Here is a 19,641-nt window from a genome sequence, read left to right on the forward strand (position 1 = left end):
GGCGCCGAGGAGCCTCCTACATCCGCTCCGACGCTTTACGCCGGCGCTGGTCGAAATAGACAGCCACGATCAGAATCGCGCCAATCGTCACTTGCTGCCAGAATGGATTGATGCCACCAATGATGAGACCGTTGCGCAACACGGTCGGGATAAAGGTCCCGATCACCGAACCAACGATGGAGCCCATCCCTCCGAAGAGACTGGTGCCACCAATGACGACCGCCGAAACGGCGTTCAGATTGTCTGCCGAGTGAGAAGCGGTCGATGCTGTTGCGAAGCGCGCCACCTCGAATGCGCCGGCCATCCCGGCCATGGTGCCACTCAGCGCATAGACCTTTATCAAATGCCGATCGACGTTGATACCAGCGCGTCTGGCCGCTGCCTGGTTCGACCCGATGGCGAAGGTGTAGCGACCGAACTTCGTCATGCTCAAAAGGATCATCGCCAGGATGACCACGATAGTCGTGATGACCACCAGTAACGGCAACCATCCGAAGAAACGGCGAGCGCCCACCCATGTCTGAACGTCGATCGGAACATAGGCAACGGTCTGGCCACCCGAAATAATCTGGCCGAGCCCGATCGCCATTCCGAGTGTGCCAAGCGTGACGATGAACGGTGGAAGACGAAGCTTGGTGATCAGAACTCCGTTGACGATCCCCCAAACGAGCCCACACAAGACCGCCGCAGCCAGGCCGACGGGAATCCCAATATCCTGGTTCGGAAAGTCGTACTGCTTGACCTGCTCCGGGCTGCCAGAGAGCCGCGACATGACCTTCGCGCCAACCACAGCCGAGAAGACCAAAACCGCGCTGCAGGAGAGATCGATGCCAGCGGTGATGATGACGAAGGTCATGCCGATCGCCAGCAGCATCAGCTGAGACGAGTCGAGCGCGATATTGCGGAAGTTCGTCCGGTCGAAGAACTTCGTGCCATGCCAGAGCGTGAAGATCACGATCAGCGCCACCAGCACAACGAAGATATAGGTCCAGGCGAAATCGAACCGTTCCTGGAGCTGTTGGCGGAACGAAAGTTTGGGCAGCGGTTCGGGCGTGGGATTCTGAATCTCCTGGAGTTGCGACATTTACGCTGCCCTGTTTCCATTCGACGACTCGGAGAACGATCCGGTCATCCATCCAACGGCCTGGTCGATGGTATCGATTTTCGGATCGAGCTCGGTCACAACGGTTCCCAGCCGAAGCACCACGATACGGTCGGCAACCTCGAAAACGTGGGGCATATTGTGGCTGATGAAAATGACCGGAATGCCCGAGTTGCGCACCTCACGCATCAGATCGAGCACCATCTGCGATTGCGCCACGCCCAATGCGGCAGTCGGTTCGTCCATGATGACGACATTGCTCGCCCATTTCACCGAACGAGCGACCGCGACACTTTGGCGTTGACCGCCGGAAAGCGTGAAGACGCGCCGGCGAGGATCGGGGATGCGCACCCGCAGGCGTTTCAGTTCGCCGGCGGTTTCCTCCATCATCAGCTTGTTGTCGAGGAAGCCGAGTTTGCCCAGAATGCCGGACTTCATCGCCTCGCGGCCGAGGTAGATGTTCGCAGCTGAATCGAGATGCGGCGCCACAGCGAGGTCTTGATACACCGTTTCGATGCCAAGATTGCGGGCGTCCTGCGGTGAATGCATCGTCACGGCTTTGCCATGGAAAAGGAACTCGCCCGAATCCTGCGGGAAAACCCCGGTCATGCAGTTGATCAGCGTGCTCTTGCCAGCGCCATTGTCGCCGATCAAGGCAACGATCTGTCCCGGGAAGATCGAGAGGTTGACGTCGTCCAGAGCGCGCACGGCGCCGAACGATTTGGAGATGCCTCGCGCTTCGAGGACCGGAGTCGGAGCGCTCATCCTTGAGCCTTTCGTTGGCAATGTCACCAGGGCGGGCTTGCCTTGGTCCGCCTGCTCGTCTGCCGGGGTAGGATACCAAAGCGTTGGAATGGACCAACAATGACGTATACAGCGATGCCCGGATATCGATAGGAGGATTCGTGAAAATTGGATTGATTCTCTTGCTGGGTGAAGATGAAGCTGTTGGCGCTCCACCGCCCTATGCGCAGATTCGCGCGCATGCCGTGGAAGCGGAAGCGTCTGGCCTCGACTCCGTTTGGATCTACGATCATCTTCTCTATCACTTTCCCGGGAAGCAGCCACAGGGTGTTTGGGAAGGCTGGACGATCGCATCGGCGCTGGCCGAGGCAACCAATCGAGTGGAACTGGGCACATTGGTGCTCTGCACCGCTTTTCGCAACCCGGCGGTGACCGCCAAGATGGCGGTCACGCTCGACGAAGTCAGCAACCAGCGTCTGACACTCGGTATCGGCGCCGGGTGGCACCCTGCCGAGTTCGACGCCTTTGGGCTGAACTTCTCGCACAAGGTCGATCAGTTCGAGGAAGCGACCAAAATCATTGCCCCGCTGGTGCACGATGGCGCAGTCGATTTCGTTGGCGAGTACGTTTCCGCGCCGAACTGCCTCATGTTGCCGAAACCGTCCCGGCGCATTCCCGTGCTGATTGCTGGCAAACAACCGCGCATGATGAGCCTGGTGGCGCAGTATGCCGACGCTTACAACACGGCATGGTGGGGCGATGTTGCTTCGATCGAGACTGACCGCAACAACCTGAAAGCCGCCTGTGATGCGATCGACCGCGATTTCAGCGAGATCGAGTTCACGGCCGGGGTCGCCATCCGCTTTGACGAACTCTTGGGACCGCCTGAGGAGCAGCCCGATCCCGCCAAAGTCCTCTCCGGCACGGTCGAGCAGATTGCCGAAGGACTGCGCGCCTACCGCCTGGCCGGGGTCGATCATGTCATCGCGAACATCGATCCGTTGAACGCTGAAGGCATCGCATCGCTCGCTCGCGCTCGTGAGCGTGCTCTGGCCGGATAGGCGCGCGCTACGTTCCAAAACGCCTGCAGACCAGACCGCGCGGTTTGGTCTGCTTCTGCGTGTTTGGCAGATGACCGGGATTTCACAGGGGAAACTGTGTCGCGTCCTACCTGCGTGGGGTGCGCGTGGATACTGCAGCCGCAGCGGGCTCTACGCAACTCTATGGAGAGGCGGCTACATAACGGCTACGTCATCGAATACGTGATTTTACCGATGGTCATGACGTAGTCCCGCCGGCAGAATGTGTATACAGAACTGACGGTCCGGTCGCCCGGGTAGCGGGCGATAGTCGAGCCGGGAGGTCAGGGATAAGCGAAACCGGGTGGCTCGGTAATGGTGAGGTGAGCTGCCCAACCGTAATGGTCCGTCGTGATAGTTGGTGAGGATAGGTTCCTATGGCAGTAATGGTTCAGGATCTCATGCGTATGCGCGGTGGGGCTGTCCAGCGTCCCGCGCTTGGCATCAGGCGGCTGCATGTGGCAGTCGCGATGTCCATCTTCTTCGCGATCGTGCTCCTGGACGCCATGGTGCGTCCATTGGCCGGTTTCGATCTCCCGCTGATGACACGGGTGCAGGCGGTCGGCCTTCCCGGGTTGGCGGAGTATCTGGATCGCATCAGCCAGCTGACCGGCTCGACCGGGGCGATCGCGGTCTGGGCGTTGGCCACGGTGGCGTTCGCCACCCGACGGATCTGGTCCGCCGCGCTGGCAATGGTCCTCATGCCGATCGGCGGTGTGCTCAACACGGTCATCGGCGAACTGCTGGTCACCCGCACCCGCCCCCATCTGGCGGAGTTGGAGCGCACCAGCCTGAACTTCGAGGAGCGCTCGTTCCCAAGCGGCCATGTCGAAGGCGCCATGCTCTTCTATGGGCTCGTCTTCCTGCTGGCACGCCGCATCGAGCACCGCGCGCTTCGATTGGCGATCCAGACCGGATCGGTAGTTATCGTGGCGTCCAGCGCGTTCGGCCGCGTCTGGCAGGGAGCCCACTGGCCAAGTGACGTGCTCGGCGCGCTGCTCCTGGGCGGTGTTCTGGCGATCGTGCTCGCGGAAGTCGCAGAGCGCACCCAGTCGCTGGACAAGCTGCCCTTGATCAAGGCGCAGTGGCTCGATCACAACGAGACCACCCCGCACGCGCACGCCCTCACGAGTCTCGTGCTCTTCCAGGGTTCGACCGTCGCCAAGGTCTATGCTCCTGGTTTGCTTCCTCGCGCGTTGTACTGGGCCGCGTTTCAAGCCCCGTTCCCGTACATCTCCAATGTGCACGCGCTCTGGGCCGCGGCATACCGCCGCAACCTGGCCGGAATGCTGACCGAGTATTGGTACGGTGAGCGGCTGACCGCCGGTGTGCTTGGAGTCGACAAGATCAATGGCCGACTGGCGTTGGTGAGCGAGTTCGTCCAGGCGTCCGAGGTCAAAGACCGCGATGCGGCCAAAGCCTTCCTGACCGATCTGCGCGGCCGGTTCGAAGACGCAGGATTCCCGACCTGGCAGATCGATCCGCGCCAGCCGCGTGCAGTCGATAACGTGCTGCAAACCGCGGACGGAAGCTTCCGCATCGTCGATCTGGAATCGGGACTCGTCTCGCCGCTCGCATCGCTGAAAACCTGGAAGCGCGCGTTCAGCCGGCAGATGGTTCCCTTCTTCGATGACATCTTCTTCGACATTCTCCGGGACTACGTTGCCCGCGAAGAAGCCGCCATGGTTTCCGCCATGGGCGAGGACTGGGTGACCGAGCTGCGGGCACTGGTCGACGACGCAGAAACACAAGTCGCCAAGTGGCACGCATCGGAGACTCGCTTCTGGAATCATGCGTTCGCCTTTGCAGCCGGTGGATTCGGCATCAAAGCAACGATTGCCAAGGGCCGCGACCTCTGGCAAGGCGGCAACGTGAAGGCACTGAGCTGGATCGATGCCGGCGTGACCCGCTGGGAGACCGAAGGGCGGCTGCGCGACGACGAGACGATCAAGCTGCGCGAGCAGATCACGCAGCCGGACTTCCAGAAGATGATGCCGTACCTGGGAGGGCACATTCTGCTGAGCATTCCGCTCCGCTTCCCGTTCGGCAGCATCATTCGCCCCATGCTGGTGGCAGGCGCCCTGGGCTGGTCGACCGTGCTGCTGATGCGGCGCAAGATCGATCGCGCTGAGTGGAAACGCGAATTCGGGATTCACTCACCGCTGGTCATGCTCGTCGCCGCGATCCCGGGAGCTGGTTCGGTGGCCTATCTCGCTTCGGAACCGATCCGGCGCAATCGCCTGATGATGCGGGTCATGACAGACGCGATGCTGTTCAAACTGCCCAAGCAGGTCTATCTCAAGTCCGGAACGCGCAAGTGGATTGCGCGGCCGGCCCAGGTGGAGCCAATCGAGCTCCTCCCGGCACGCACACTGACAACTGACGCGGAGCCGCTCGCCGCATAGGGATCTGCCCCCTGGCTACGACTCCAACCTCCTCCTCACCTGGCATCGAGATCCGACGGAGCGGGACCCCTCAGCCCGCTCCCCATCGGATCTCGATGTCGTGGTGTATGATCCGCTGCCGTTCCAATCATGCGCGATCGACGCGAAGGCCCACATGAAACGTTCGAGCTCGGTTCGACGCGATCCGGATTTTCAGAAGCTCTGGTTTGGGCAAACGGTTTCGGTGTTCGGTTCGCTGATCAGCCGAATCGCCATTCCGTTCCTGGCGGTCATCGAGCTCGATGCCACCCCCTTCGATATGGCAGCGCTTGGGATCGCCGCGCTGCTGCCAGGCTTCATCGTGGGGTTGGTGGCGGGCGCGTGGATCGACCGGCGCAAACGAAGACCGGTGATGATCGGCGCGGACCTCGGGCGCGCCGCGGTGCTCCTCACGGTGCCGGTCCTGGCGCTCTCCGATCACCTGCAAATCTGGCACCTCTTGATCGTCTCTGGTTTGCTGAGCATCCTGTCGATGCTGTTCGATATCGCCTATCAGAGCTACCTGCCGGGATTGGTCGGCCGTGACCGGCTGATCGAAGGCAACAGCACGCTTACCGCGACCGAATCGGTTGCGGAGTTCGGTTCGTTTTCCATCGGCGGCTGGTTGGTGCAGATCTTCACCGCGCCGTTTGCCCTGCTGGTCGATGCGGTCACCTTTCTCCTGTCTGCAGCCGCGATCCGCAAGATCGAGCTGCCGGAGGAGATCGAACGAGACGAAGCGGTCGACACGTCGCTGGTGGAAGAAGCAGTCGCCGGTTTCAGCTACGTGCGTGACGATGGTGTCATGCGCGTGTTGGCGATCGCGCAAGCGCTCCTCAGCCTGAGCCACGGAATGACGACCACGGTCTTCTTTCTGTTCGTGGTCGACACGCTCGGATTCGAAACTGGGCCACTGGGAATGATCTTCGCCTTTGGCGGAATCGCTTCGCTGGGGGCAGCGCTCGTTTCCGGTAGGCTCTATGGCGCCGGACACCACCTGCTGCGCATGTCGTTCCTGCTCTTTTTCGTCGCATCCGCAAACGCGCTCCTTCCGTTCGCCCATACGGCGAACTGGATCGCGGTTGTACTCCTGCTCATACCCCAGCTCCTATCCGACCCCGCCGAAACGATCTTCAACATTCACAGCACCACCTTACGGCAGGTACTCGCGCCGGACGCCTGGCTGGGACGCATCAATGGATCGTTTCGGGTGCTGGAAGTCGGGGCGGTCATCGTTGGATCGCTGATCGCCGCATGGACCGGAGAGCATCTCGGCTTGCGCGCCACGATGTGGTTGGCCGCCGGACTCGTCGCACTTGGCGGATTCGCTTGCCTGCTTGGAAGCCGGCGAGAACCGATTGCGGCGAGCGTGCTCCTGGAGGAATCGGTATGAGACGTGTGTCCAGGGTCCAGCGTCCAGCACAGTCCAAGTCGAGCGCCTTCGTGTTTGGCGATGAGCAGCACATCCGCGTTCCATCGCGGGAGAGCGTGCTTCCCTGCACCCTGGACCCAGGGGACCGGACCCGATGACCACGCACTCCTACCGACAGGTTCTGCGGAACACCCAATTCAAGAATCTCTGGGCCGGGAACTTCTTCTCTGGATTGGGAGAATCCGTCGGACAGGTGGCGTTGCCGCTGCTGGTCTACGACATGACCAGTTCTGCCGCGCTCATGAGCGTCATCTTCGTCTTGCAAATGCTGCCGCGCGCGATTCTCTCGCCCTTTGCCGGAGTGCTGGCGGACAACCTCGACCGCCGCGGCATCATGCTCGTCGCGAATGCCCTTCGTGCTGGATCCATCGCGTTTGTGCCATTCGTCGACACACCTTCCCAACTCGGTGTCATCGCCGTCTTGCTCGGGATTGGGCAGACCTTCGCCATGCCAGCCAGCCTGGCCGTACTGCCGACGATCGTGGAACCAGACGCATTGGTGCCGTCGCTCTCGTTCGTGCAAGTCACCGGCGCCATCACGCGCATCGTCGGCCCGGCGCTCGGTGCCGCGATCGTAGGAATTGCCGGGCCCCGTCCGCCGTTTGTCCTGCAAGCGATCTGCTACGCCATCGCCATTGCCTGGATCTGGCGCCTGGTGCTCCCAGCGGGCGACCGGGGTTCGCGCAGTCGGTTCGGCGTGATCGCGCGCAACTCGACCCACGAGATGCGCCAGGGATTTCACACGATTTGGACCACTCCGATCCTCCGCGGCGTGTGCATCACGGAAGGTCTCTGGTCGCTGATCTTCGGAGTGCTGTCGATCACCCTGGTCGTCTACTTCGAGGAAACGCTCGATCTTGGGAACCGCGCCGACTTCCTCTATGGTTTGCTGGCCGTTGCGATGAGCACTGGCGCCGTGATCGGCGCGCTCACCGCCAGCCGGCTGGAACGGCGTACCGGACGCGCGAACATGCTTTTCCTTGGCTATCTCGGGCCACTCATCATGGTTCCGGCCGTGCTCGAACCGCCGATTCCTGTGCTCTATCTGCTTGCATTTCTCTTTGGGCTGGCCGACGCGTGGGCCGTGATCGCCATGCAGGCATACATGGCCGAATGGACCGCCGACGAGATGCGGGGACGGGTCTACGCCATCTGGGGAGGGGTGATTGCAGCGTCGGCGCTCGTCTCCTTTGCCGTCATCGGCCAGATCACCGATGTGCTCGGACCACCGCTCACCGTCGCGCTTGCCGGCCTGGTGGTTGGGCTCGGCGGCCCCGTCGCGCTGGTGACCACCGGCGCGTTGCGCTCTGTGCTGCATGGCGTTCCCCCGCATCTGCCGGTGAACGACATACCGGCCAGGGATGAAGCCCACTCGATCGGGTAGAATCTGCACGATGCGCGTCCGGCCAGTTGCCGGTCGAATTCAGCACGTCCGAGGGAAGAGATGGGCATTTTCAGCCGGCAGAAGATCAATCCGGGACAACCCTGGTGGACTGTGAACCGCAAGAAGCCCGTGCCGAAGAAGGTCGACGGCTATCGCTTCTCGCTCAAGGGTTCTCCCCGGCATTACGAAGATGTCCTTCGCATCATCGAAGCCGACCCCAAGGCGACGGTCTACTTCGGAGAAGCGCTGACCTATGAGCGCGGCGCTGGTGTCGCGCTGTGGCGTGTCAACGCCGAGAGCTTCGATTGGCTGCCCAAGCTCTACAACTGGTGGGCGGAAGCCGAGCGCATCGAGCCGGTCGTCTCCACCTTCCACCTCTACCTTCCCTCGAATTCAAAGTACCCGGCGGTCGATTTGCGCACCCAAACCCCGGCCGAAGTCGAGCGATACATCAAGGCCTACGCCCCGCAGTCGGAAGCGCAAGTCCAGGCGGAATCGAGGCGGATCTAGAAGGCAACAGGCAATAGGCAAAAGTGAAAAGCTGAACTTCGCAGCGTTGCTTTGCCGAGCCTCCCGTATACGAAATCCGGGTGTTGCCGAGGGGTATAGCCCAGCGTTTCAACGGTGGGATTTCGCGGACAGACGGTGTGCCGCCCCTGTGAGTCAGGTCTGATTCCGTATCAGATCTCCCCTCCGCCGATTACCCCTCTATCTCTTGCCCATTGCCCTTTGCCTGTTGCCCATTGCCTCTTCCTCCGCCCGTTCCCTCAAAACACCAAACACCCGCCCCAGTAGACCGGGACGGGTGCTATTCGAGAGATTCTGGCTTCGTTCGAATGCCCTAATCAGCAGTGGCCTTAGATTCGATCAGCATCACGGTCTCGATCTCGACGATCGGGAGTCGTTCTGGATGGACTTTCCAGCAATCAGCTACTGACTCGGTCGCCTGACAGTTCGCCGCATCCCCGGCCCCGTGAATCGCCCAGCCGATATTGCATCGCCACGACGGCTGGTCGGGATCGATAGGATTCGAACGACACCTGGCAAGCATGGGGCAACCGAACTGACCCGAGTCCTCCACCGGCTCTTCGACCACGAAGAGCCCGCGCCGGCCGCGGCTCATAGTTGACACCTTCCCGTGTCCGTGCGCTCCCGCAACTCTGCCGAAAGCTGCCTGGATTTCGGGTGAAATCACGTACGTTATGCGGTGCTGTCATAATCGGCGAACTCGCCGATCACATTCGCTCCGCACCTTCAGCCAGCATTGGGAGATGGGCTTTGCACGTCCGATATAGCCCATCGAACCCAGTATACACAACCATTTCACAATCTCTTCAGATTGTCAGACCGATGCTTCCCCGTGGTCGATCCTGCGGCGCAAACGCCCACCGGCCGAGCGGACCGCCCGTCCCACCCCACGCGCGGTCCGGCGCGCCCCGGATTTGACGAGGTAGATCGACGTGTCGCGTACGGTGCGCAGGTCTTCGGCGAAGTCCTCGTCGCGCAATCCAGCGCGCTCCAGATGCTCTTCTCGCACCTCTACGGGCGACTGCGCCAGCGCGAACCGCAAGCCCAGCAGCGCCACGAGCAAGTCGTCGAGCTGACCAAGCACCGGAATGAAGCCGGGAATCAGGTCGATCGGCGAAATGACATAGGCGCCACCCGCCACAAGCGCGCTTCGCGCCTCCAACGGAACGCGATCGTCTCGCAACATATTCGCCGCAAGCCGGCCGTACCGGGGCAAGCGCCGCACACTCGCCTTGAAACGCGCCATGATGCGGTCGTATTCGGTGACTGGCTCCTCGAATGGACGCTCGCCCTCAGAACCAAGACTCTCGTCGGTTTCCATGGGCTAGTCCGCCGCCGCGGTCGAAGGCGCCGATTCCACAGCTGGTGGCAGCGCCGGGAACGGACCTTGCGCCTGGTCGATCCACCCCTTCATGATCTTGCTCAGGTGACCTGCTCCCACGATCGGATCGGTCGGCGCGGCGTAGATCGCCGGGTGCAGGATGAACGGCCGTTGTTGCGGGCCGCCCAGGCCGCCATGGTTGCCGACGAGTTCTTCGAACGCGGCAACCTCCTCAGTGTCGGGATCGAACATGCTGTTCACATAGAGATCTGGCGCGTTCGAGAAGCTGTTCGCGCGACGCAAATGCTCGGGCGCGAAGGGTCCGAAGTTAGCCAGCGGGTTCTCGCCTGCGAACGTGTCGTTGTCGAGGTAGTAGACCCCCTTCGGGCCAAAGACGACGCCGCCATCGACACTCGAATTCGCCAGCACAAAGCTAATGCCTGGATGCGTCATCAAACCGGGGACCAGATTGGGATAGAGCTCGGCGATCTCTTCGGCAGTCAGACGCTGGGGATGCTTCGGAAACGAGATCAACCCGAGGTTTCCGGACGCGAGCACGACCACGTCGACCTCGCCCTGCTGTGTCGTCGATTCGACCGCCTTGTCCTTTTCCTTGTAGGCGCCGAGATGAACGGAGCCGTTGTCCGACTTGCCTTTGAGCATGCGAGCGGTCAATGCCGAAGTACGGCTATCTCCCTTGACGGCCTGGGTCACTGCCATATTGATGTTGCCCATCGCCTCTTGCGAATCGAGAATCGCCTTGATGTTGGCATCTTCCCCAATGAGCTCCTGCACCAGATCCTCGAGGGACTTGCCAAAACGCTGCAAGAAGGTTTGTCCCTGACTCTGACCATGATCGCTGAGCAGGAAGAGATGCACCGGCCGCGGCGCATCCTGAGCCGCGCGTTCCAGACCGGCCAGCATGCGGTCCATCACGTGGAGTACTTTCAGACCATCCGTGCTTCGGATATTGGAATGGTGCGCCACTTCGTCATAGCTGAAGAACGTGTAATAGGCCGATGGGAGTCCCTGCATGATGTCCGCGGTCGCCACGAAGCGTCCGCCTTCCAGCATCACCGTAGTGGTGGCCGCGCGGGTCAGCACATATTTGAACTTGCGATGCCCGCGGGGAATCTCGTTCGCGCGGCGCTGCTTGAAGCTTTCGATGACTTCGCGTCCGCAATCGGCGATGAAGAGTCCCAGGGTGCGTGGCAAGAGATACGGATTGGCCAGATACGCCAGATATGACGCGTTCTTGCCCAACTTGGAGGTAGACACCTTGCTGAATGTAGCCACGGAGTCGGCCGCATCGCCGGAGAAGACGTTGAAGCGGCTCCCTCCCTCGTGCACCAGCAGTCCGTCTCCAGACGAAAGCTCATCCTCCAGCGCGGCGGCGGTATGCATCGAGCTCGAGACCATCAGCTGCCCACGCGTCTTGTCCCACCAGCGGAACGCGGGGATGTTCTCGTTGCTGCCCAGCAAGATGCCGGCCTGGCTCGCAGACGTCTGGGAGGAAAGATCCGGCTCCCAGCCAGTCAGCACATACTGGCCTGAATCCATCCAGCGCTTGACCGTGGGCATATAGCCTTCGCGCACCGCGCGCTGCAGCACGTCGATGGAGAGCCCGTCGAACTCGATGAACAGGAGCGCCGGCTTGTCGGATGTGACCTTGATGTTGTCATAGCTCTTGCGGAGCTGGTCGGTAACGAAGCGGTCATATCCGACCTCATCGTTCAGTGAGAAGATCGCTCCAACGATGGTTCCGACGAAGGTGATGCCGAGCGCTATCCAAAGCGCCGTCTCCCATCCCACGATGTGAACGCCATCGATACCAATTGCGTCGAGGAGGTCGGGAGAGATGAAAACCAGGATCGCCGAGAGCGCGAAGGCGATCAACGGAAAGACGATCGGGTGAATCAGGCGCGCAAACCGAAACGCGATGGCAACCGCCACACCGGGAACGATCGACATGAGCAACGCCATGCCGAGCAATCCCCACCATGTTTCGATCCTGAAGTCGTCGATGATCCAGTTCAGGATGGCAAGGCCAACGATATTGACCAGCGTTGTCCCGACGAAATACTGAAGATAGCTGAGGAAACGGCTGTTCATTCGATCGCAGACCTCGAATTGGCGGGCTTGACGAACCCCCGAAGGCGCCAGAGGTTAGGGAACATTCGGTTGATTGTCTCTGTTTGCCTATCAGACGGTCAATGGATGCTGGCAGTTTTCGCGTGAATTGGTTCCTATGAGGTTGGCAATCCCCAGGTCGAAATCCAGTCAGCTCGATGCGGCATGGCGCTGGTTGCCTGGGCGCGCACCCGTTCCAGATCGAGCGGAACCGCGCGCAGCGAGACGTCGATCGTGCCGCGCTCCACAGTGACTACCCCATACTCCGCCCAGGGAGGAGCGCCGCTTTCCCAATCGGTCTGCGTACGTCGATGGGTGAGTCCGACACTCCCAGGATTGATGAGCCATTGCCCGTCGAAACGACGCAGCAGCTGATGGTGAGTATGTCCGCCCGCCAGCAACGTGGCAGTCGAACCGTCGATCGCCTCCCGCAGCGCATTCAGCCCAGTCTCGGCTGCGATGATTTCCGTGTTCGAACGCGGCGATCCGTGAAAACAGAGCAGGCGCACACCCGACCCGAGATCGAGCTCGAGCGTCGGCACGAACGCCGACACAACGGCGCGTTGATCGGCGCTCATCAGTGATTGCGTCCAGAGAATCAGATCGCGCACGATCGGATTCGAGACCCTGGCCGCGACTTCCGACAGGTTGGTGAAGAGCTCGGTGTCAGCGTTACCCATGATCACCGGACAGCCAACCGAACGCAGCAACTCGATCGATCCGATCGGATCGGGTCCCATCACCGCCACATCACCGAGGCAAACGATCTGGTCTGGCGCATCTCGTTCGATCGCAGTGAGGACGGTCTCCAATGCCACCGTGTTTCCATGAATATCGGAAATGAGCGCCACACGCATCAGACCGCCTCCGGAGCGTTCCGCGGGACCAGTCCCCCCGGAACTGCAATGCCGACCACTGCCGCACAGATCATGATCGCGGGGAAAGAGAAACGCGGCGTCATAGCTGAACGCGTCCGTAATCACGCCAGCCAGGAGCGGACCGACAACGAGCCCGAGATCGCTCGTCTGCCGCAGCGAGCCGACTGCCCTGGCGCTCGCTCCCCCGCGTTGCAGCACGATATCACCCGCGCAGTTGACCGAGCCAACCATACCAGCCCCGTAGAAGATCAGCGGAATCGCCAGCCACCAGAGCGATGGAGCCAGCAAGACACTGACCGCTCCGATCCCCGCGAAAACGACAGAAACAACCAGCACCCTTGGCGCCCCAACTCGGTGATGCCGCGCCGCGCCGGCTGGCGCGAACAGATTGATCGACGCCCCGGCCACCAACACGCCGCCCATCGAGGCAGTGCGCGGCGAGCCGAGTGAATCGAGCAGGCGCGGCGCAGGGAAGTTCCCAATCAACCGCCCGACAAAGAGGAAGGAAACGATCAACCCCGCGGCAGCCGCGGAGAGCCCGAAATCGTCCTGCATGGAAGGCAGCGCGGGCGACGTTGCATCGACCGACCAGACGGTGCAGGTTACCAACACCAACGCGAAACCGTACGAAATGAACGGCACGGGAGCCGCTCGGCTCGATTTGATCAGGCTGCCTGCCCGCGACACAGTTCGCGCTCCATCGGTGGTTTCCGCCCAAGCGCGGCGGTGTTGACGCGTATTCTTTCACCATGCTGGAGAAGACACCTGTCACACATCCAGAATCGCGCCTTGGGCGCACGGCTGGCACCGGGTTTCCGGTGTCCACCATGCTGCGCGACAGTCTGTACGATATCGTCCCGCTGGCGGACGCCGAACTGGCGTTGATCGATGCGCAGGCATTTCTGCGGCTGGAGCGCGTCCAGCAACTGGGTTTCGTCTCGCGTGTCTGGCCGGGTGCGCGGCATACCCGCTTCGAGCACTCGATCGGGTTCCATCTCGCCCGGCAAGCCATCGAACACTTGCGTGCTCGGTCCGACGCGCAATGGATCACCGATGAAGACGCTCGCACGATTTGCGCGGCAGCGTTGCTTCACGATATCGGTCACTATCCCTTTTCGCACGCCATCGAGGAACTCGGCGATCCGGTGATCTCGCACGAGCAGGTGGGGAGAGCGATCGTGCTCGGCGACGAGATCTCCCCGATTCTGCGGGAGCATTGGGGGGTCGATCCCAAACGGGTTGCATCGATCATCGATCCTGCCGGGCAACAGTTGCACCCTGCGGACACCGTGCTCCGCGGCATTCTGTCTGGTCCGCTCGATGTCGACAAGCTCGACTATCTCCCGCGCGATGCACATGCATGCAGCGTGCCTTACGGCGGCGTCGACACCAATCGACTGATCGCGTCGCTCATCTTTGCCACGTCACCGATGGTTTCGGCCACCGAACTGACCGACAACGACGACGCGTCGCTGCTTGCGCTCATGATCCGCTTCCGCATGCCAGAAACGACCAGGCGGTTGGCGAATGCGCTGCAACGGCGCGAGATCCACAAGCGCGCGGTCGAGATCGGCGCCCAGGCAGCCGATCTCTACGACCGCGTCGGCGCGCTCTTCCACAATCCAGCGCAATGCCGGACGGTCGAACTCGGCATGACCCGCCGCCTGGAAGCACTGCTGGCGAATCGCTTCCCGATGAAATAATCCCATCGATATTCCCAAACTGGCTGGCGAACCGACGTTTGGGTCTGGTTCGAATCCGCCCGCCGGTGGGATTCCGGCGGCTCATGCCATGGCGAGAGGTCGTCGGGCTTGGCGACGACGACTTCAAGCGGTTCGAGGAACACCGCCGTCTGGTGCGCATCATCGCGGCCGGACCCTACCGTGACGCGGTCCGGCAGCACTGGGAGGCACTCCTGCTGCCAGAGCTCGGTGGGGTTATCTGAAGGTTGCCGAAACACGTGCCTGCCGTGCGAATGCCGTCATCCCGACCGAAGCGAAGCGGAGTGGAGGGATCTCCTCGCCACAGCGAGGGCAACAAGGTCACGCTTCTTTGAGATGGCAGGCACTTCCTTGAAGAACCGCTCTAGCAGTCAGGGTGCACGGCTGGAATACTCCAATTCCGCGCACCGAACTCCTCACTCCTCGGGTACACTCTCCCCGTGGAAGGAAACGACACCATCGACGTTATCGAAATAGAACAACCGGACACCGATCCGGAAGTCGAGCCCATCGGCGCACAGCCAGTCGAACCGGAGGAACCCTCCAACCCCGACGCCTGGCTGCAATGGGCGCTCATCACTACTTCTGCTCCCTCTTCCCTCGGGTTCGCCTGGCGCCCGTCCTCATCGGCTGGAACAATCGGTAACCCCTGATCGCGCCCGGATCGTAGTGGCGGCACCCGTGGCCGCCAACCGCGCCGCGGCGCGATAACGGGGTCGTCAAGCAACCATGTTGCGCGTCCGAAACGTTGTCGATTCGAAACGAAGTAGCGGCCTGCGGCCGCTGGCGGGCACAGGTCCCGCCACTACGAGGAATTCGAAAACGCAACGGCCCCGGAAGGTAACACCCTTCGGGGCCGTTCGAATTCAGATTCGTTACTACTCAGGGCCCAAGACTCAGGACTCCGGACTCCAGGCTCCGGACTCTGGACTCTGGACTCAGGACTCTGGACCCAAAACCTAAAGAATCGGACGCGTCACCGCGCCTTCGTCTGCCTGCGTCACCAGCGACGCGTACTTGGCCAGGACGCCCCGCTTGTAGCGTGGTTCGGGCGCCTTCCAGCTCTTGAGCCGCTTGGCGATCTCCTCGTCCGACACTTCGATGTTGAGACCGCGGTTCTCGATGTCGAGCACCACCATGTCGCCCTCATGCACCGCGGCGATCGGACCGCCCACATAGGCCTCTGGCGCGACGTGGCCGCACATGAGTCCCTTGGTGGCGCCTGAGAAGCGCCCGTCGGTAATCAACGCGCAGGTGCCGCCGAGCCCCTGACCGATCATGCCGGCGGTGATGGCCAGCATCTCCTGCATGCCGGGACCGCCCTTCGGTCCCTCGTAGCGGATCACCACCACATCGCCGTCATTGATCTTGTTGGCATAGACCGCTTCCAGCGCGTCGTGCTCCGAGTCGAAGACGCGCGCGGGACCACGGTGGTATGGCCGCTCGTATCCGAAGATCTTGATGACCGCGCCGTCCGGAGCGACGTTCCCCTTGAGGATGACCAGGCCACCCGAGTCCTTGATCGGTTTCTCGACGGTAACGACCACCTCCTGGCCGGGTGTTTCGACCGCGTCGGAGGCTTCCGCCTCGAACGTCACCCCGCTGGCGGTCATCAAGTCGCCACGCAGCTTGCCGCCCTCGATCATTCGCTTGGCCACCAACGGCGTGCCGCCGGCCTTGTCCAGATCAGCCGCGGCGAAGCGGCCGCCCGGCATCATGTCGCAGATGAGCGGCGTCCGGCGCGAGATCTCGTCGAAGTCGTCGATCGTAAGTTCGACCTCGGCCTCGTCGGCCAGCGCCAGCAAGTGGAGGACCGCATTGGTGGAGCCACCGCTGGCCGCCACGCCGGCGATCGCGTTCTCGAACGCCTCGCGGGTGAGAATATCGCGCGGCCGGATGCCGTTCTTGAGCAGATGCATGATCAACTCGCCGGCCTGGCGTCCGATCTCGAGCTTCTTCGGATTGACGACCGATTGCTTGGTACCCTCACCGGCTTCGAACTGTTCCCAGGAGACCGCGGGCGGCGAGGCCGAACCGAGTGGCGAGAGCCCGATGAACTCCATCGCCATCGCCATCGTGTTGGCGGTGTACTGACCGCCGCACGCGCCGTGCGAGGGGCAGGCATGATCCTCGATCAGCTTCAGGGCTTCGGCGCTCAGCTTGCCGGCCTTGTGGCCGCCGATCGCTTCGTAGACCGAACGGACCGTAGCCTCGTGCATTTCACCATCGATCTCGACTTCGCCCGGCAGGATCGTGCCACCGTAGATGAGAAAGCCGGGAACGTTCACGCGAGCCAGCGCCATGGAGAGACCCGGCAAGGTCTTGTCGCAGGCGCCGAGACCGATGATGGCGTCGAACATGTGCCCTTTGGCGACCAGTTCCACCGAGTCGGCAATCATTTCGCGGGAGACGAGTGAGGTTTTCATCCCCTCGGTGCCCATGGTGATGCCGTCCGAAATGGCGACGGTATTCATCTCCATCGGATAGCCGCCGGCCGCCCGCACCCCTTCCTTCACGACATGCGCCAGGGTGCGCAAGCCGAAATTGCAGGGCATGGTTTCGATCCAGGTATTGGCGATCAGGACCATCGGCTTCTTCAGGTCCTCGTCGGTCAGGCCAATGCCCTTGAGCATCGCGCGGGCGCCGGCCCGCTCGACACCGTCGAGGATATGCCGGCTTTGGTGCCGCATATCGAAGGCGCCGTTCTGGTGCCCATTGGACCCGTTCTTGGAGGTCATCGTCGGTCCTTCCTGGTGTGTTCTGGCTGCACGCCACAGAGCTCGAAACTACGTTCCGAAAGCGGTTCGAATTGGGGGTAAGTTTCGCATAGGGCGCGTGAAAAGCGCCGGGCGCGGTCATGCAGAGCGGATGAAATTCCGACGCAATTGCTCGGGAATTGCCAACACCAGCAACCCAACGAGCAGAAGCGCAACTCCAAACCATTGCAGTCCGGAGAGCCGCTCGCCTAACCACGCGACCCCCAACATGGTGGCCGTCAACGGCTCGAGCAGCGCAAACGTCGCAGCGGTCGCGACAGGCACCATGGTCAGTCCGATCCCGAAGAGAAGATTCGGAAGCGCATTGGTTGCCAGACCGAGATAGAGTGCTACTGCGGTGCCGCGAGGTTCCAGCACCCATTGCCAGTCGCTCAGAAAGAACACCGGAATCATCAGGATTCCGGCCCCGCAGAAGAGCGATGCCGTGACGTCGACGGCATCGTGCCCATCATCGATCATCTTCTTGCTAATCGTCACGTAGATCGCATACCCGGCGCCGCCCAGCACACCAAACAGCAATCCAGCTGGGTCGCCGCCCACCGTTTCCGCTGTGCCCAACACCATGATCGACGCGCCGATCACCGCGAGCGCAGTGGCGACCGCCCATTTTCGACCCGGGCGGTGGTGCAGGTAGACGGCGCTCAGGATACCGGTGAACACCGGCGCTACGCCGATCGTGAGCACGGTGCTGACCGCGACTCCGGCCCGTTCGATTGCGGTGAAGAAGGCAAGCTGCCCGCCAGCAGTGCCGACCGCTCCAATGAAGAGCAGCAGCCATGGCCAGGTGGGCCGAGTCCGCCCCCGACCCTCGACCAACGCAAGGACCAGCAATCCCAATGCGCCGACGATCGTGCGAATCGCGCCGATCGAAAGCGCATCGGCCGATTCGGGAGCGTAGGTGCTCGCCGTGCCGGAGGTTCCCCAGAACATTGCGGCGAGCAGGACGAGCAGAATCCCACGTCCCATGAAGTCGTACTACCCTCTGTGCCCTGACGATAGAAATCTATCCCTGGGCGGACCAGGGCGGACGAATGTTCCGTGGTTTGCGACGGTACTTTAGGCGATGCTCTGCACCGGCGCCCCGGACCGCTCGAGTGTGGCGGCGAGAAACGCGCGCACCTCGTCTGACACCGGCAGGATCGGATGCCGCGCGGTCCCCGCGGCACGGCCTTGCAACGTCAGCATCGCCTTTGTGCGCGCCGACATATCTGGATGGTTCATCGCCCGCCAAACCGGGAGCAATCGCTCATGAAGCGACCGCGCCTCGGCGTGATCGCCTCGTTTCACCGCTTCCCAGAGAGCCACCGACTCGGCCGGCATGACCGTCAAGATCGCGGCAATCGCCCCATCGGCCCCGAGCGCGAACGACGGGTAGAGCAGGTCATCGACCGCGGAGTAGATGATCAGTCGGCCGTCGTTCATCAGGAGCAAATCGGCCAGCTTGTGGATGTCCCCGCCACTCTGCTTGACCGCCACCACCTGATCGATCTCGGAGAGACGCATCAGGGTCTCTGGCGAGACGGTATTCCAGGGCACCACGTTGTAGATGACGATGGGCAGCCCCACCTCATTGGCGATGCGTTCGTAGTAGGCGTAGGTCCCATCGTCGCCAGAGGTAAAGAGATAGTGCACGGGCGTAATCTGCAGCGCATCCGCGCCCGCAGTCTTCAACGCCTTGCCATAGGCGATGACCTCCCGGGTCGAATCGCGAATGATCCCGGCAATCACCGGCACGCGCCCGTTGGCTTCTTCCAACGCTATCTCGGTGATGCGGCAGGTTTCCTCGATCGAGAGGGTATGGCCTTCGCCGGTGCTCCCGCCCACACAGAGGCCGTGCACCCCGGCATCGAGCATGAACCTCGCCTCCGAGCGCAATCCCGCTTCGTCGATCGACTCGTCATCGCCAAACGGTGTCACCATAGGCGGCAAAATGCCGTGGACCAGCGCGGTCATCGCAAACGCCTCCCTCTTTCCAATCGAACGGCTTGTTGCCGGGAGCATAGCAGGATGGGCGTCCGCTTCCCGGCTCGAACAAGATCGGCGCCACGCGGAGCAGCATCACCGGTCTATCCGCATAGTAGCCGGTGGGCACGCTCCGTCCGCGTGGCCGATGATTGCGCCA

At 62.0% G+C, this 19,641-nt stretch carries 16 protein-coding genes; 7 read left to right on the top strand and 9 right to left on the bottom strand.

Going from position 1 to position 19,641, the window contains the following annotated elements:
• Positions 1–16 precede the first annotated feature (16 nt).
• Both R2855_00270 and R2855_00275 read right to left on the bottom strand, forming a co-directional pair.
• Positions 17–1,084: an ABC transporter permease gene (locus R2855_00270; GenBank protein ID MEZ4529435.1), complete on the bottom strand. Its 1,068-nt coding sequence runs from the start codon at positions 1,082–1,084 to the stop codon at positions 17–19.
• A complete protein-coding gene (locus R2855_00275; protein MEZ4529436.1) occupies positions 1,085–1,867 on the bottom strand; it encodes an ATP-binding cassette domain-containing protein in 783 nt (260 codons plus the stop codon). It lies immediately after the preceding gene.
• Positions 1,868–2,007: 140 nt separating this feature from the next.
• On the opposite strand from R2855_00275, the gene R2855_00280 reads away from it, so the two are divergent.
• From R2855_00280 to R2855_00300, 5 genes are all read left to right on the top strand, one after another.
• Positions 2,008–2,907, top strand: a complete 900-nt coding sequence (locus tag R2855_00280) for an LLM class flavin-dependent oxidoreductase (protein MEZ4529437.1) — start codon at positions 2,008–2,010, stop codon at positions 2,905–2,907.
• Between the two features lie 395 nt (positions 2,908–3,302).
• Positions 3,303–5,330, top strand: coding sequence for a phosphatase PAP2 family protein (locus tag R2855_00285; protein MEZ4529438.1), 2,028 nt, complete (start codon positions 3,303–3,305; stop codon positions 5,328–5,330).
• Between the two features lie 154 nt (positions 5,331–5,484).
• Complete coding sequence (locus tag R2855_00290) at positions 5,485–6,741, top strand: MFS transporter (protein ID MEZ4529439.1); 1,257 nt, start codon at positions 5,485–5,487, stop codon at positions 6,739–6,741.
• 133 nt (positions 6,742–6,874) lie between these two features.
• A complete protein-coding gene (locus R2855_00295) occupies positions 6,875–8,164 on the top strand; it encodes an MFS transporter (protein ID MEZ4529440.1) in 1,290 nt (429 codons plus the stop codon).
• Positions 8,165–8,224: 60 nt separating this feature from the next.
• Positions 8,225–8,674 carry a hypothetical protein gene (locus tag R2855_00300; protein ID MEZ4529441.1) on the top strand — a complete coding sequence of 150 codons (450 nt, stop codon included), beginning with the start codon at positions 8,225–8,227 and terminating at the stop codon, positions 8,672–8,674.
• 331 nt (positions 8,675–9,005) lie between these two features.
• Here R2855_00300 and R2855_00305 read toward each other — a convergent pair whose 3' ends face one another.
• The 4 genes from R2855_00305 to R2855_00320 all read right to left on the bottom strand — a co-directional run bounded on the left by R2855_00305 (position 9,006) and on the right by R2855_00320 (position 13,708).
• Positions 9,006–9,287: a hypothetical protein gene (locus tag R2855_00305; GenBank protein ID MEZ4529442.1), complete on the bottom strand. Its 282-nt coding sequence runs from the start codon at positions 9,285–9,287 to the stop codon at positions 9,006–9,008.
• Positions 9,288–9,506: 219 nt separating this feature from the next.
• A complete protein-coding gene (locus R2855_00310; protein ID MEZ4529443.1) occupies positions 9,507–10,013 on the bottom strand; it encodes a YkvA family protein in 507 nt (168 codons plus the stop codon).
• 3 nt (positions 10,014–10,016) lie between these two features.
• Positions 10,017–12,125: an alkaline phosphatase family protein gene (locus R2855_00315; GenBank protein ID MEZ4529444.1), complete on the bottom strand. Its 2,109-nt coding sequence runs from the start codon at positions 12,123–12,125 to the stop codon at positions 10,017–10,019.
• 134 nt (positions 12,126–12,259) lie between these two features.
• Positions 12,260–13,708 carry a metallophosphoesterase family protein gene (locus R2855_00320; protein MEZ4529445.1) on the bottom strand — a complete coding sequence of 483 codons (1,449 nt, stop codon included), beginning with the start codon at positions 13,706–13,708 and terminating at the stop codon, positions 12,260–12,262.
• A 62-nt stretch (positions 13,709–13,770) separates the two neighbouring features.
• Here R2855_00320 and R2855_00325 point away from each other — a divergent pair, with 62 nt between their 5' ends.
• Complete coding sequence (locus tag R2855_00325) at positions 13,771–14,724, top strand: HD domain-containing protein (protein MEZ4529446.1); 954 nt, start codon at positions 13,771–13,773, stop codon at positions 14,722–14,724.
• A gap of 83 nt (positions 14,725–14,807) precedes the next feature.
• The gene (locus tag R2855_00330) at positions 14,808–14,966 is read left to right on the top strand and encodes a hypothetical protein (GenBank protein MEZ4529447.1); all 159 of its coding nucleotides are present in this window, start codon (positions 14,808–14,810) and stop codon (positions 14,964–14,966) included.
• 735 nt (positions 14,967–15,701) lie between these two features.
• Here R2855_00330 and ilvD read toward each other — a convergent pair.
• From ilvD to R2855_00345, 3 genes are all read right to left on the bottom strand, one after another.
• Entirely contained in the window at positions 15,702–17,480 is a 1,779-nt protein-coding gene (gene ilvD, locus R2855_00335) for a dihydroxy-acid dehydratase (GenBank protein ID MEZ4529448.1), read from the bottom strand.
• A gap of 117 nt (positions 17,481–17,597) precedes the next feature.
• Positions 17,598–18,485: an EamA family transporter gene (locus R2855_00340; protein ID MEZ4529449.1), complete on the bottom strand. Its 888-nt coding sequence runs from the start codon at positions 18,483–18,485 to the stop codon at positions 17,598–17,600.
• A gap of 90 nt (positions 18,486–18,575) precedes the next feature.
• Complete coding sequence (locus R2855_00345) at positions 18,576–19,472, bottom strand: dihydrodipicolinate synthase family protein (GenBank protein ID MEZ4529450.1); 897 nt, start codon at positions 19,470–19,472, stop codon at positions 18,576–18,578.
• Positions 19,473–19,641: the final 169 nt, after the last annotated feature.

Source organism: Thermomicrobiales bacterium (assembly GCA_041390825.1).
Taxonomy (GTDB): domain Bacteria; phylum Chloroflexota; class Chloroflexia; order Thermomicrobiales; family UBA6265; genus JAMLHN01.